The sequence below is a fragment of the Photorhabdus namnaonensis genome, assembly GCF_001684335.1.
Taxonomy (GTDB): Bacteria; Pseudomonadota; Gammaproteobacteria; order Enterobacterales; family Enterobacteriaceae; genus Photorhabdus; species Photorhabdus namnaonensis.
The window spans coordinates 149,820-165,018 of sequence record NZ_LOIC01000080.1 but is presented as its reverse complement, the minus strand read 5'-3'; the positions used below and the strand labels follow the sequence as shown (position 1 = coordinate 165,018).

Genomic DNA, 15,199 nt, shown 5'->3' with positions numbered 1-15,199 from the left:
CGCTTCATGCACAACCGGTTTGTTATTTCTGAAATCTATATCAGAAGGCTGTGATGATTCGGTAATTCTGGACACCTCAATAGCCTACAGAAAACAGAAAACAGAAAACAGAAAACAGAGATAATCGATATCGAATCACCCATCAACAAGTGGATATCCATAAGGAGAGCAAATTACGCTGTTCCCCAATTATGACGAGTTCAATGTAAGCGATTCCAAGAATTTCCGTATTAATTACGGTATGCAATTCGCGGATACAAAAGTTACCATAATCACTTCAAGGTATCGAAAATTACAATATTATTAGCACTATTTGTCCATATGTTAGTTAACAACAAATGAAAATTGCAATTTTACGCCGTAATGGTCTTGGTGATTTAATTTGTACTCAGCCATTAATCAAATATTTACAATATAAATTTCCCATAGCTGAGATTCAGCTATTTATCGAACCTAACAACAATGAATTAGCCGATTATCTCTGTCCAGAAATAATTACACACATTATTCCAAAAGGAAATAAATATATCACTACTCTGGGAACCGCGTTGAAATGGCGTAAATTACATTTTGATATCGCTATTTCAGCAAAACCCACTCCCATGAAACTGAATAACCTATTTTTATGGCTTTTAGGGGCCAAAAAACGTTATGCTGTAACACAATCACATCAATGGCATGGAAAGCTAATCAATTACTCAACCTACCCGCAATATATTAAGGGATACCATCAATCACTCAAAATATTAAAAACATTTGATTCTGAAATAAACAAATTGTCCTCTGAGTTACTCCCTAAAATTTCATCTCAATATTTGTCACCAATCAAACAGCATGGCTCTCCCACTATCCTATTTTCTGTCTCAAATAATCGGCAAAGTAGCTGTATTACTCATGAACGGATAGCATTAATTGCCCAGAAAATTAGAAATCATTTTCCAGATGTGAGATTTATTATCTCCACTCTTCGACATGACAGATCACATGCTGAGAAGTTACTTGCAATGATAGGAGACCAAACTCAGATAGTCGAATGTCAATCACTACACTCTTTTTTGTCACTTCTCAACAGCACAGATCTGATCATTGTTGGTGATGGTGGAATATGCCATTTAGCCGCCGCATTAGACAAAAAACTGGTGGCTCTCTATGGTGTCACTAAGCCGGAGAATTGGGCTCCCCTTGCTTCTGAAAACCAATGTGTGACACTTTATGATCCCCAAAATGTCAACAATATTCCTCTGAAAGATATCTATCAGGCAGTTTTTAAATTGCTCTCCTCAGAAAAAACACACTTATTATCCGAATCAAGTTGTAGGTAAAGTTATTTGCATTTACTCATGCGAATGCACAGTAACTTGTTAACTGTTTCGATGCCAATCCATCAGACAGAAACGCTAAATGTATACACCACATAGATTGACATCTGTTAACGCCGCGATTTAATCCCGGTTAATTTCTTCCATGACTAAAACTGTGATTAATGATTTTGACGATGAAATATACAGTCACATTAATAGCAATGGAATATCCGAACTAATAATAAGACAAAAATGAATCAATTTGTCTAATTTATATCATGATGAAAAATAAGACATTAAATAAACATCATTACTATTTCTTGATTGAATTAACTTAATCAATCGATTAATTTAATCTTATAACACAATGAAATAGAAAGAAATTTTAATTAATTGCAAAAAAAATACTATTTTTTTGTTTAAGTTGTTGAAAAAGATCATATTTTAGTTAATACTGTTTTCCGTCGAGTGAGAAATAGACCTAAAACAAAAACAAAGAAGAAACTCTAAACTCTGGATTGGAAATCAACTTGGAATTCTAAGAAAAATAAGAAGAAATTCTCGCTGTCTTAACTGTGGTTAAGATGGCAGTTTATACGATCGTATTAATATCATTAGTGCGGCAGCATTACATATTACGGTTTGCCCAATCAGAATATTCACTTTCTTTGAGTAAGATATTAGTGTGTTGCGTTGAGTAGCAATAGATTACTTTTATTAATATCGATTGAATTCCCATTTCAACAAAAATAGTGAAGATGAATTTATCCATATGTACTATGCACCTTGCCTATAAGCACTTTTCACTACGTTATTAGCAATACATTAGAAGAATTTTGCTATTAATGCGGGACTTCTCGTGTCGTAGGATTTTAGATATCTTAATAAAAATAAGAATCATTATTAACAACACGAATAATAGATTTATAACGATAAATGATATTTTAGAGAATAAAACAACTCTTTTCTGGAAAGAAATTAATATCAGACATTATTATCAATAATATGAATATAGATGAGGCAGACTATAACATGGTGAGAAACAGTGACTAAGTTAGGATAAATTAAAGATATATATAAAAAATGGTTAAAAATGCAATTGCATTATATTACCATGATAAAAATGACTTTAATGATATCATCAACCATTAAACTATAATAATGGTTGGATGTATATTTCTATTGTATAGACAGGACTAAAACACATATTTATTAAGGTAAGGTATTTTTAAATGAAAAAGAATTTTATTTTGGTTTCTTTAGTAGCAGCATTAGGAATTTTCAGTAGTTTCAGTGCGTTATCTTATGATGGAACAATTAAATTCCGAGGTACTATTATTAATGAAGGATGTACAGTAGCCGCAGGAACAGCAGGTAAAGAAGTTGAAGTAAATTTCGGCTCGTTGTCAAAAAGCGCATTTGGAAATGCTGTAGATACAGTTGCTGTAAGTAAAAATTTTTCTATATCCTTACAAAACTGTCAGGTAGCAGGCTCCCTAGGTATCTTTTTTGATGGGGATCGTGATACCAATAATAATAATGTTTTCGGTTCAGGAGTTTCTGGTGTAGGTATTAAAATATTCAGAGCAGATGGTACAACTGAAATAAGACCAAAAGAATATGCTACAGGACTTGTAACAGCAACAAGAAATACTGATACCGATATGCAATTCATAGCAAAACTAGTTTCGACAAATACTAGTATTACACCAAATAAGATAAATAAAGATATCAAATTCACAATCGTATACCCATAATCATAGAGTAAACATCTTTAATATAATTATATATTTTTACAACTAAAGGAGTAAAAATGCTTCGCTTTATTACTCCCTTTTTGCTTGTCCTTTTTATGGGACAAGTACAAGCAGGGATTACTTTAGGTGGAACTCGCCTAATCTATAATGGCTCACAAAAAGAAGCCACAATTTCTATCACCAATTCGGACACAGAAAGACCTTATCTTGTACAGTCGTGGGTAGATAATACCGATACCAGTCAAAATAAAGTACCGTTCGTTATTACCCCGCCATTGTTTAAAATGTCGAAAGAGAGCGAACACCAAATTCGTGTTTCATATATCGGCAATCATCTGCCAGCGGATCGGGAATCGATATTTCTACTCAATGTCAATGCGATTCCGGCAGTTGAAAAAAATGATAATAGCAAGATGATCATCACGATAAAAAACATTATTAAATTGATTTATCGTCCATCCGGGCTATCTGATAACGATGCGAATGATGCCATTAATCGTTTGGAAGCATCACGTCATGCCAATGGTGCCCAATTAACTAACCCCACGGCTTATTACGTTAATCTTAATGAGATGAAAATTGACGGAACATTAATACCCAGACCCGGATTTATTCCCCCTTTTAGTCATAAGGTATTTTCAGCCCAAAATGGCATAAAAAGCGTGACTCTGACTGCTATCAATGATTACGGTGGCACAACAGAAGAGCGCCGGTTTAATTTCTAATTATATTGTCTGATGAGTGTACTGTGAAAAGAGTAATTAGTTTTGCTTTAATGATTTGTTGTTTATCGTTGCCGGCATATGCAGAGCTGTATTTCGATATCAATGCATTACAATTATCAGACGAAGACAGAGAAAATATTAATCTGGAGAGTTTGGCAAAAACAGATTCTCACATTCCAGGCGTCTATAAAGTTAACGTCATCGTCAACAAACAGGATCTTGGTATTAAAAGCCTATCCTTTATTGACTGTGGCGAAAAACTTTGCCCTGAATTATCTATCAGTTTACTGAAAGAAATTGGGGTAAAAATCGAAAGCTTCCCTGAATTAGCATCCCTTGCTGAACAAGAGATTATTTCTCAACCTGAGAAATATATTAAACAGGCGTCAGCAGAACTGGATTTAAGCGCTCTGACGCTGATGTTGAATTTTCCGCAAGCTGCCATGCGATCGCAAATCAGGGGAGATATCTCTCCTGATCAATGGGACGATGGTCTGCCTATGTTTTTCACCAATTATCATTTAACAGGAATGCAATCCTGGAATAAAAATCAAAGTGAACAGAATCAATATCTGAATTTACGTAGTGGCTTTAATTTAGGTCCGTGGCGAATTCGCCATAATAGTTACTACAACCATACCGGTACAACATCTGAATGGAAATCGCTTAAAGCCTATGCTGAACGGGATATTCGTCCATTGAGATCTCGACTGGTATTAGGCGAAACATCCACCGATAGCATGGTATTCGATAGTTTCACTTTTAATGGCATTAAATTGATGTCTGATAGCCAAATGTTGCCAGATAGCCAACAAGGGTTTGCACCTGTTGTCCGCGGTATTGCGATGACTCACGCAAGAGTAGAAGTGCACCAGAAAGATAATATTATTTATCAAACTTTTGTTCCACCCGGCGCTTTTGAAATTACTGACATTTACCCCAGTAACCTGAATGGTGATCTGGAAATATCCATTTATGAAGAGAATGGCAATGTCAGAAAATTTACTCAGCCCTTTGCTGCCTCACCATTGATGATCCGTTCCGGCCAAATAAAATATTTTGCTAATATTGGTAAATTCAGCGGTGGCAAACAGGCGAGTAAAAAAAGATTTATTCAGACAGAAGCTATTTATGGGTTATGGGATAGCACCACCATTTATGGTGGAGTTATTGTTTCTTCTGACTATCAAAGTCATGCATTAGGTTTAGGACATAATTTAGGAAAAATTGGCGCGGTATCAATCGATGTCACCAATGCAGAAACTCATTTCCCAAATGGAGAAAAGAAAAGCGGGCAATCTTATCAAATACGCTACAGTAAAGGTTTTACTGAAACTAATACAACGGTGACATTGGCGGGTTATCGCTATAATACCAATGGTTATTACAGCTTTAGCGATGCTAATAACTATGCCTATAATAACTATACCAATAATAACCACCAATTTACGGATAATAACAGAAATAGCGCGCCTAAAAACCGGATGCAAATAACAATGGGCCAAAGCTTAGGGCAATATGGAAGTCTTTCATTATCGGCCTGGCAACAAGATTACTGGCAAGATAAAACCAGTAAGAATCAGTCATATTCTATGTCCTATAATACTAATATTCGTGATATCTCTTTGTCATTGAGCTATAATTACCACCGTAATCGTTCAAACATTAATAACGATCAAGTGTTATCATTCAATATCAGTATTCCTCTGGATAAATGGCTGCCATCAAATAATCATAGTGCATCGGTAGATTATGATACCTCTTATAACACCAATGGTAGCAGCCAGCATTCAATGACATTATCCGGCTCTTTACTGGAACAACAGAATCTGAACTATACTATTTCTCAAAATTACAGTTATGAAAAATCTGAGAAAGAAAAAGAATCAGGTAATGCCGCCAGTTTATATTACCGAGGTTCATATGGTTCAATTAATGTAGGTTACACTACTGATCATAGAAAAAATCAGCGGGTTAATTATGGATTAGAGGGAGCGATTATTGCCCATCCCTATGGCGTTACCCTGGCGCAAAATATTAGCGAAAGCGGCGCCAGTGCTTTAATTCGTGCCCCCGGAGCAACCAATGCCAAGGTACTGAATAATACCTCTATCAGTACAGATTGGCGAGGATATACCGTTGTGCCTTATATATCGCAATATCGGGAAAATATGTTATCTCTTGATACCAATACATTCGGTGATGACGTAGATATTGATAATCCAACCACTAAGGTCATTCCAACCAAGGGGGCTTTAGTATTGGCGGATTATTCTATTCGTGTTGGTCATCGAGTATTTTTAACTTTACAACATCACGGTAAGAAACTTCCATTCGGCACAATCATTACGGGTCCAAATGGCGTTAATGGTATGGTGAATGAAAAGGGAGAAGTTTTCCTCAGTGGTGTGAGTGACACAGCAAAATTAACAGCCGATTTAGGCGATAAACAAAACTGTCATATTCAATTTGATAGTAAATTATATCAAAAAATTAATGGTATTATTCTGACTTCATTGCATTGTCAGTAATTAAAGTAGTATTTATTCAGGGAAAGTATGAGAAACAAACTAATTATATTAGCAATATTATTATTAACATTATTCAATGTTACAAAATCAATTGCCTCATGTAAATTAAGCAAGAATTTTAAAGCAATTGATTTAAATGTTGAGATAAATGAAATTATCAATGCAGACTTTAATATTCGAAGACCTATTATCATCGCTGAATACGGTCCTATGGAGCTGGCTAACAAAATAGGAATTAAAGCCGATTCACCCATTGCTAACTGTGATAATAATGAAGATATATCTTTCGAAACAACATCAGGGAGAATAGGATTCGCCAAAGAGAGTGGTTGGATAAAAACCAGTGTAGATAATTTATATTTTTCTATATCTTATGATGGAGATATGAAGGGTAGCTCTCATGATGGCATCAATAGAAAAATAACTTTAAAAGATATTGGTAAAATAACAATTAATCTTATTCAAGAGAGTGATATCAAATCAGGCTCCATACTAAAAAGAGGGTTTATATCTTCTTTATCAACAAGTGATGGTAAAAAATTAATAAATATAAAATATAATAAGGAAAATATAATTGGCAGTCAAAGCTGTATGACATCCACACCCTATAAAGAAATAAAATTTGGCAGGATTAATACTTCTTCATTTAAAGGGAGAGGCTCTACTGCTGGTCGTAATAACTTTGATATTCTCATTCAATGTAAAGATAAAAATATCCCCACGATTAAGTTCACAGGAGAAGTAGTAAGCCCAAGCCTAAATAGTATTGTTAAACTACATCAATACAGCGAAGGAAAAACAGCCGAAGGTATTGGCGTTCAATTGTTACATAACAATAATCCTGTTGATATGGATACACCTCTTAATATAACTGAATGGACAGGTCAAAAAGATCTTTATTATTTACCGCTTACTGCCCACTATTACCAAATAGATGATAAAGTAACCGGCGGAAAAGCTAATGCAACAATTCATTTCACAATTGAATACAAATAGCTTTACAAACCACATAATTTAACTTAAATTATTAACATCACGATAACATGAGAAACAAGAGACATTTTCCTCAGTGATGTTAATAATACAGCAGAATTAAGGCCTGATTTAGACACTAAACAAAGCTGCCATATTAATTTCACTAATAAATTATATCGGGAAGATAATGGCGCTACTCTCGCTTCGTTGTATTATTAATAAATTGCGTTATTAGTAAATTTCGATGTCAGTAATTAAGAATAAATCTCAACAGGCATAGATATGAAATCTTATTTACGGTTATTAATTTCTGCTGTTTTACTGTTTAATATCAATAAAGTACATGCTGCTTGCATCTCAGAATCCACAACGAGTAGCGGCACTGTATATTTTGATTTAAATTCACTTAAATTAAACTTAAATACATCAAACACTAAAAGTATTCATGTCGCCAGATTTAGTGCTGAACAGTTAGCTAGCAGTATGGGGCTAAATATAAATGATCCTATTTTTTCATGTGATGACAACGGATATTTGGTTTTTGGTGAAAGTGTTTATCCTAGCATGGCCGGTAGTACAAAGCATGGGACCGGAAAATTAACAACAGGTATAGATAATCTCTATTTATATTTTGTTGCTTCTACCGGTAACTTAAATAATATGAAATATCCCACAATGGATGGCAGAAGTTATATCTATTATCCTCCAGAAAAGAAAAAAATCACCTGGAAAGATATCGGTGATATTGATGTTTATCTCTATAAAGAAGGCGCAATTAAATCGGGAAGATCATTACATGCTGGAATAATTTCCCTATTACAAACATCGAACGGCATCCGTCTAATAACAATAAGAAACAAAACAAGATATCATGTTACTGCTCAAGGCTGCATGGCGCTATCTGGCGATCAAACCGTTAGATTTCATGATGTTTATAGTTCTTCGTTTAAAGGAAAAGGAACAACTGCCGGCCATGCTGATTTTAATATCAGCATTGAATGTACAGAAAAAATCGAACCTACCATTACATTTTCAGCAAGAACAATCAATGGCGCCCCAGAGAGTATTATTCAATTAAACAGAGCTAATGCAGCGAATACAGCAAAAGGGGTTGGTGTGCAAATCTTATATATGGGAACACCCGTTCCTATTGGAAAACCATTTGTCGTCGGTCATTCTGACAGGAATGCTCGTTATAATTTACCTTTCACTGCCCGCTATTACCAAACCGATGATAGAATAACCGGTGGAAAAGCTAACGCAATAGCACATTTTACCGTTCAATATGAGTGATATTAAGTATAGACTGTAGGATATTTTATTATCAGGATAATCAACATGGAACAGACAGTTATACACACAACCCAAGCGCCACTGCCAGAATATGACAACGAATTTATCACTCAAATCGAGTATGGAACAGTTATTAAACATCCCCAAGTGCATTTCTGGCAAGCTCGTTTTGAACTTTCACATTATCACGATGAATTGTTCAATCAATTAAATCTCCCCTTCCCTGACACATTAGCTAAAGCTGTCAAGAAGCGGCGGGCTGAATATCTGGCGGCACGTTACTGCGCCAGACAACTTTTATCGCAATTAGGGCAACCGGAATTTAATTTGATCTCCGGTAATGATCGCGCTCCAATCTGGCCGGAAGGTATTTGCGGTTCTGTTTCTCATTCAACTTATTGTGCAATTGTGCTGGCTGCACCGCAAATTCATAACCGATTAATTGGTGTCGATGTAGAAGCTATCGTCGATCGTCAAAATATGGATGAAATCACAAGAATGATTGTCAATGACAGGGAAATTCAACTTCTGGAACATTGTCATTTACCACTTGAACAAGCATTTACCCTTGCCTTTTCTATAAAAGAGAGCTTATATAAAGCGCTATATCCACAAGTAAAACGGTTCTTTGGCTTTGAGGCGGCGGAGATTATTGCCATATCACTTGAAAATAATGAAATAACATTAGCGTTGCGGGAAACTCTCACTCATCATTACCCAACAGATACAATATTTCGTGGGCAATTTATTATCTACCCACAGGAAATATTAACGTTAATTATTCAATAAGTTAAAACAATAATTTCTGATGCTGACCTTGATCTGCAATTTAACCAATGAAATCGAGAACAGCCGTAGATTAATTGATTAATCATTCTATTATCTACCAATAGCTCACCAAATTGATTTACAAATAGCTAAACTTTGCGACAACATCGAAATAATAAAAGAAGATAGTTCGAATTATTATAAAAACTTGCTGGATAAGGCGGGTTTATGCAGCGCCGACTGGCGCTGCAACAATTGCAACAACTTAAGCGGAGGGTTGGACATCCGACCAGACTGAAATAACCGCAACCGCTCGAGCTAGCCCGCCGGCGCCATCAGTCTTCAACAGAATCGGTACCACAGACACTTGTGTCGATGCCGTGTAGCTATCGCCCGCTTGTTTAACGTATCTTGCGTTCTCCCCTTCACCTTTGTGCCCGGTACTGAGTGATAAGGGGTTGTTGGCCGCATCAGTAAACGCGAAAGCGACATCTTCTATTGACGAGGCCAGGGCATTCGGTTTCCCCGGCACAAAGGGTCCATCGATCCGATAGAGCAGGCGTGAATTTTGAAAGACATCTTCATCGCCGGAACAAGTGCTGCTTATCCCTATCTGCCTCGCTGACTCTAGTGGATCTCCCGCCTGTTTACCCGCTCTTTTCACTGTTCCCCAATCCACCGATGACGGGGTAAGGACAACGGCACAGGTGGACGGTTTTTTAACGGATGAGAGGATGACGGTGGTCCACAGCGGTTTCAGCATGCCGTTAGAACCGGATATTGCCGCCGGAGTCCAGCCGATCGCGCCCACGGACAAATAACTGCCGCCCGGTTTCGCATTGAAATTGCCGTCACTGTCCGGGTAAATCGCCCCGGTCACCGAGCGGACACTGATATCAACCAGACCGTTGGCATCCGGGACGCAGGGAATGCTGGCGTCGTTATTCCCTTTGACCAGACTGGTTGATTGATAGGTTCCGGGTGAACCGTGCGTCTGGCAAGAGAGTGAAGATTGCCCGATATCAACCATAAAGTCGCCAGCCTTTCCTACCCGGACACTATTCGATGGAGACAAAGAGATCGATGAGCCGGTTCCCGAATCCACGGTGTAGGCCATCCGCTGCGTATCGGCGGGGACGCTACAGGTTGTCGACCAGTCAAGAGGGCCGCTGGTGGTATATCCCACTATTTCATCCTGTGAATAATCACGCTTATCTTTGTTGTTCGGCATCATGGCATAGCCGGTGACGGTAACATTGCTAACCTTATTCAGTTCAGTTTTGCAGTCCTGATAAGTCTCCGCCGCCTGGAGGGGTAACGCGGTCAATAAAAAGAGCAGCGACGCCCCCAGCCCCATGATAGTTGGCGCGGGGTTTGCTGCATGACCGCCCCACAAACGTTCAGTGTTTAACATCCTTCTCTCTCCAAATTACTTATCTGTTCACATCGCTCTTTCACTGCCGGGGCTAACCTCGCTTTGGGTAGCGCCCCGGATGTTAAAGCGATATCGGTGATATCTCACCGGGCGCGCCGATCAGGCTGCCCATATGAGGGTCACGCTTATAGACACACGGCATCGGCCTGCACCAGTTTCCCGAAGGTATCGGACGACACCTGATAACGGGTGGTGCATTGTTGATCTGCCCCGTTTCCCCATTTAACTTTCACATGACCGACGGATGGCATGCCGCTCAGATAAACCCGGCCGTTATCGCCCACAATGCCGCTGCCGGCCTGAGTTGCGTTTCCTGCCAGCGTTGCGGCGGCGCCAAAGGGCACGGGTTTGCCATTATGTGTCAGGGTCAACAGCAACTGGCTGCCCAGCCGAACCTGATAGTTGGCCAGCGTTACCGCCCCTTTGGTCGGGTAAACGTTGCGGCTGGTCTGGTCAATATCCACGCCTTCCGGCAGGGTGGACGGGTCCAGATTGATGGTGTTTTTGTGGTAGACCGATCCGCCCGGCAGCACAGCGTAACCACGCCAGTCGGTCTGTACGTTGCCGTTGCTGACCGTCACCCCTTTCGCACCGGGGGCGCGAACCAATACCGCAGTATCCCCCAGCGAGCGTGACAGTGTTATTCCGTAAGGATGGATCAGCAGGGCGCCGGAAGTGCCATAGGTCAAATGCTGGCTGTCTGCGTTGTCATTGTAGCCAAGATTGGCGCTTCCCTGACTGCCCTGATAGCCCAGCGACAACGCGCGACTGTTTTGCTGGCCGCTGTTCCCCCAGCCTTGCTGGAGGTTATAACTCAGGCGGTTATCCCATAACATGCCGCTGATGCCGGTCTGCTGAGAGAGGTTGCCCTGCGAGTCGCGCGAGGCGGTATAGCGGGCGTAAACGCCCCGTAACGCCGACGATGACCCAAAGAGACTGAACGGGACCTGCATATTGAATGAGACCTGACGGTTTTCCGGCCAGTGGCCCTCGCCCTTTATCCGAGAAATGTTATAGCTCAGGTTATAGCTGATCCCCATCAGCATCGCGTTGTAACCCAGACTCAGGTTGTTGTCGGTACGGCCATTCCAGTAATCGTTGCGCGTCCCGGAGGCGTAAAGACTGCCCCAGCGTCCCAGTGTCTGACGCAGGTTCACTTGCCAGGTGTTCTGACGCCGGTCAAGCGCCCACGGCGCCTGATATTCATTCAGGCTGTAGCCCATGCTGTTAACATCACTGAAACTGTAGTAATGCTCAGTGGAATAGCGGTAGGCGGCCAGATCAATGCCGGTGCCGGTACTGATCAGGTTCTTGGAATATTTTACGCGATAAGACTGGCCGAATTGTTTGCTCTCTTCCTGCCCTTTGATCTTCTGCAACTGTGCCTGCGCCAGCGTCACATCCGCAGACAGTGCGCCGAACGCGCCCAACGAAATCCCCGAACCTAATACACTCGACTGGTAGTTGCCGGCGACCAATCCCCCGCCGTACAGGGTGATACTGTGGGGCAAACCATAGACCAGCGTACCCATCGTAAATACCGGGGAACGGTTGCCATTGGTAAGGCTGCCGCCGTGATATTGACCGGCCGTCAATTCATATTTAACGCCCCCGGGACGCTGCATCACCGGGACAGATGAAGAGGCTATTGTCGAGACGCGGGTGCGGCCATTTTCCTCTTTGACGGTCACCGTCAGGTCGCCGGCACTCCCGGTGGTATAGAGGTCGGTGAACCGAAACGGCCCCGGCGCCACCGTGGTTTGATACACGATATTGCCATTCTGGGATACCGTCACCTGCGCATTGGAGTTCGCCACACCACTTATCTCCGGGGCGAAACCGCGCTGACTGTCGGGTAACATCGCCTCCTCCGAAGCCAGTTTCATGCCCCGAAACGGGATGCTGTCAAAAATGTCGCCCCCGGTATAGGTTTCACCCGCCGTGAACTCACTGCGCAGTGAGGGAATATCACGTTGTAGATAGGTATTACTCACCTGCCATTGGGTCTGTGCCGGCGTGGAAAAACCGGAGGCGCCCTCGTTGCGCTGACGATTGTAACTGTAAGTTTGCGTGCTGCGCAGACGCCACGGCCCCAGATTCAACCCGTTACGAAAAGAAGCAAACAGATTACGGGAACGTGATCCTTCCCCGTTTCCCTGACGGTCATAACGTCCTTCCGAACCGTTGACAGTGTAGTTCATTAAAAAAGCCGGGATTCCAGAATCCCAGAGTGATGGGTCAACCGTTCCAGAGTAATGAGGCTGCATGGCGACCTGCGGGACACTGAGATCCAGACGCAACCGGGCGAAATCCAGTGTCGCGCTGGCGTGCGGGATCTGTTTCGCCAGATCCGTGATGAGGCTGTCGTCCGCTTTACCCTTAAAAGCCGGTAATCCGCGGGTATTGACCCCATATTCTTCCAGTTGTGCGACGGTGAATACCGGCTGGAGACGGCCGTTAACCAGCCTGAATTCAATCTCGCGGTTGTCCACCTTATTCTGGTTCAGGTAGACATCGACCAGATAGCGCCCGGGGGCGACATAGCCCGCGTTTTCATACGCCGAGAGATCGACATGGCTGCGTTCACCGTCAGCGCCCATCAGGAATGCGGGATTAAAGTATTCCCGCGCCGAGGCGGGCAGGGCCGTTGCCGTCAGTGAACACAGCAGACATAGGTAGACCGGACGGGGCCGGAAACCGCCCGGTTGACCGGACGCGCGTTGGTTACCCGCCCGCAGTGCAGACGGAAATAAAGTGTTTATTGCCATAGCTCATCTCTGCTTCTAATTAAGCCTGTGCTTGTTGATATTGAAGTCACTCTGCCGGTACACCGTCCGCCGATGCGGCGGGGTTATAACGGGACGTGGCGATCCTGACTGTCACCGGGAAAACGCCAGACCAACGGTCCCTGTACCCCGGCGGTAAATGAATAGGTCTGTATGCCTTTCGGCGGCACCAGCGCCTGGCGTGTGTGGTCATCCGCCTGTTGTGTTCCTACTTTTAAGGCGGAAAAGGCCAGAAAATAGGGGGTGGGATTTTCCACCCGCAACTGTGTTCCCTGAATCGAAAATTTCACCTGTTCAGCCACCGTGGCGTTATCCCGAGCCGGTACCCCATGAGGACGATAAAACAGCCGAATATTCATCTGTAAGGCGACCTGTACTTGCGAGTTTTTGCCGGTTTGGTGTTTAGAGGCTCCGGTCTCCGGCACGGCGACGCCGGGGATAGCCCGCAGCGAGACCACAAACGCCGATTCCCGATCCGGCGGTAACTGCCCGCCAAGCTGGCGAATACGGAACGAAAATTTTCCGCCGGCTTCAACCCGCTTTAACGGCGGCAGGACGACAAAAGGGGGAACGTGCCCGGTTTTGGTGTCAAAGCGGCCGGTATCGGGGTCCATCGGGCTAACAAATCCCTGTACCAGATAGCCCTGCGCCGTGTGATTGGTCATACTGAGGGTCACACCGCCCGGACTGTCTTTAGCCACATAAGACAACTGCATCGGGGAGAACGATAACCCCTGATTCTCAGCCGCCTGCGCCTTAAACAGGCTTCCTAGCAATAGAGCGAAACAAAAGGGGGACATCATGACCGCCCAATGCGCCCGTTTATGCCCGTTACTGACTCTCTTCACTTTCTACCTCTGGATAAAACAAGGGCGAATTTAACGCGCCACGTTGGCGGTAAACCGGTTTGAAGCCCCGCCGTAATCATTAATCATCGACCAGCTCACCGATTTTTTGTCCTGCTGTCCGGCATAGGTCACACAATCCCGTGGCGCTATCATGGAGGGATAGCGATTCAGATCGAGCGCCTGTCCGTCCAGCGTGAGGCTGTCCAGTGACAGGAAATACGGCGTGGGATTGCACGCCTTAACGCCATCGGGTTGCGACTGAAAGCGGAGCTGTCCATACGCCTCTTCCGGCAACATCGGCAAACCCTGCGGTCGCCAGAAAAACTTAATTCGCATGCCCACGCTCATCGACGCCTGATCCCGAGTGTGCTCCTCCGCCATCTGATGGGCGGCGGGGATAGCGTTCATCTGGACATACCCGAGCGATTCCCGATCCACCGGAAAGGGAGACAGATTAAACGTCGGCAAAATACGCAGGCTATTCTGACTGTTGGCCTCCAGCCGGAATAGCGGCGGCGTCACCACAAACGCCGGGGCGGTTTTCGCCTGATCGCCCGTGATTCTCACCTGAACCAGCCACGCCTGAGACGTGGTATTGACTACTGTCAGCGTCTGCGCCCGCGCGCCCTGGGTAAAAATCACCCGGGTTTTATTCAGGCTGATACCGGCGGCCTGACAGGGTTCTGCGCTGATCACGCCTAACCCCAGCCAGAATAGTAGTGGCGCCAACCTGTACCGCGTTGTGCGTACCCGACCTGTTTCCACAACGCCTCCTGATAC

General features: G+C 42.9%; 11 protein-coding genes. 7 read left to right on the top strand and 4 right to left on the bottom strand.

Annotation, left to right across the window (positions count from 1 at the left end):
* Nucleotides 1–338: 338 nt before the first annotated feature.
* From Phpb_RS16380 to Phpb_RS16350, 7 genes are all read left to right on the top strand, one after another.
* The gene (locus tag Phpb_RS16380) at nucleotides 339–1,322 is read left to right on the top strand and encodes a glycosyltransferase family 9 protein (protein ID WP_065391268.1); all 984 of its coding nucleotides are present in this window, start codon (nucleotides 339–341) and stop codon (nucleotides 1,320–1,322) included.
* Between the two features lie 1,211 nt (nucleotides 1,323–2,533).
* The gene (locus tag Phpb_RS16375) at nucleotides 2,534–3,058 is read left to right on the top strand and encodes a fimbrial protein (RefSeq protein ID WP_065391267.1); all 525 of its coding nucleotides are present in this window, start codon (nucleotides 2,534–2,536) and stop codon (nucleotides 3,056–3,058) included.
* Nucleotides 3,059–3,114: 56 nt separating this feature from the next.
* Nucleotides 3,115–3,783, top strand: a complete 669-nt coding sequence (locus Phpb_RS16370; protein ID WP_065391266.1) for a fimbrial biogenesis chaperone — start codon at nucleotides 3,115–3,117, stop codon at nucleotides 3,781–3,783.
* 23 nt (nucleotides 3,784–3,806) lie between these two features.
* A complete protein-coding gene (locus Phpb_RS16365) occupies nucleotides 3,807–6,314 on the top strand; it encodes a fimbria/pilus outer membrane usher protein (RefSeq protein WP_240492589.1) in 2,508 nt (835 codons plus the stop codon).
* Nucleotides 6,315–6,341: 27 nt separating this feature from the next.
* On the top strand, nucleotides 6,342–7,310 hold the full coding sequence (locus Phpb_RS16360) for a fimbrial protein (protein ID WP_065391264.1): 969 nt from the start codon (nucleotides 6,342–6,344) through the stop codon (nucleotides 7,308–7,310).
* Between the two features lie 261 nt (nucleotides 7,311–7,571).
* The gene (locus tag Phpb_RS16355) at nucleotides 7,572–8,582 is read left to right on the top strand and encodes a fimbrial protein (protein WP_065391263.1); all 1,011 of its coding nucleotides are present in this window, start codon (nucleotides 7,572–7,574) and stop codon (nucleotides 8,580–8,582) included.
* Between the two features lie 45 nt (nucleotides 8,583–8,627).
* Complete coding sequence (locus tag Phpb_RS16350) at nucleotides 8,628–9,371, top strand: 4'-phosphopantetheinyl transferase family protein (RefSeq protein WP_082302613.1); 744 nt, start codon at nucleotides 8,628–8,630, stop codon at nucleotides 9,369–9,371.
* A gap of 244 nt (nucleotides 9,372–9,615) precedes the next feature.
* Here Phpb_RS16350 and Phpb_RS16345 read toward each other — a convergent pair whose 3' ends face one another.
* The 4 genes from Phpb_RS16345 to Phpb_RS16330 form a co-directional block, all read right to left on the bottom strand.
* Nucleotides 9,616–10,764 (bottom strand): hypothetical protein, encoded by a 1,149-nt coding sequence (locus tag Phpb_RS16345; protein WP_065391261.1) that lies wholly within the window; start codon nucleotides 10,762–10,764, stop codon nucleotides 9,616–9,618.
* Between the two features lie 146 nt (nucleotides 10,765–10,910).
* On the bottom strand, nucleotides 10,911–13,553 hold the full coding sequence (locus Phpb_RS16340; RefSeq protein WP_065391260.1) for a fimbria/pilus outer membrane usher protein: 2,643 nt from the start codon (nucleotides 13,551–13,553) through the stop codon (nucleotides 10,911–10,913).
* A gap of 83 nt (nucleotides 13,554–13,636) precedes the next feature.
* Nucleotides 13,637–14,419, bottom strand: a complete 783-nt coding sequence (locus Phpb_RS16335; protein WP_065391259.1) for a fimbrial biogenesis chaperone — start codon at nucleotides 14,417–14,419, stop codon at nucleotides 13,637–13,639.
* A gap of 30 nt (nucleotides 14,420–14,449) precedes the next feature.
* On the bottom strand, nucleotides 14,450–15,115 hold the full coding sequence (locus Phpb_RS16330; RefSeq protein WP_240492588.1) for a fimbrial biogenesis chaperone: 666 nt from the start codon (nucleotides 15,113–15,115) through the stop codon (nucleotides 14,450–14,452).
* Nucleotides 15,116–15,199 lie beyond the last annotated feature (84 nt).

Excerpts from the sequence above, each read along its gene's own strand:
- Phpb_RS16370 (WP_065391266.1), top strand. The coding sequence starts at position 3,115 with ATGCTTCGCTTTATTACTCCCTTTTTGCTTGTCCTTTTTATGGGACAA.
- Phpb_RS16380 (WP_065391268.1), top strand. The coding sequence starts at position 339 with ATGAAAATTGCAATTTTACGCCGTAATGGTCTTGGTGATTTAATTTGT.
- Phpb_RS16375 (WP_065391267.1), top strand. The coding sequence starts at position 2,534 with ATGAAAAAGAATTTTATTTTGGTTTCTTTAGTAGCAGCATTAGGAATT.
- Phpb_RS16350 (WP_082302613.1), top strand. The coding sequence starts at position 8,628 with ATGGAACAGACAGTTATACACACAACCCAAGCGCCACTGCCAGAATAT.
- Phpb_RS16345 (WP_065391261.1), bottom strand. The coding sequence starts at position 10,764 with ATGTTAAACACTGAACGTTTGTGGGGCGGTCATGCAGCAAACCCCGCG.
- Phpb_RS16340 (WP_065391260.1), bottom strand. The coding sequence starts at position 13,553 with ATGGCAATAAACACTTTATTTCCGTCTGCACTGCGGGCGGGTAACCAA.
- Phpb_RS16360 (WP_065391264.1), top strand. The coding sequence starts at position 6,342 with ATGAGAAACAAACTAATTATATTAGCAATATTATTATTAACATTATTC.
- Phpb_RS16355 (WP_065391263.1), top strand. The coding sequence starts at position 7,572 with ATGAAATCTTATTTACGGTTATTAATTTCTGCTGTTTTACTGTTTAAT.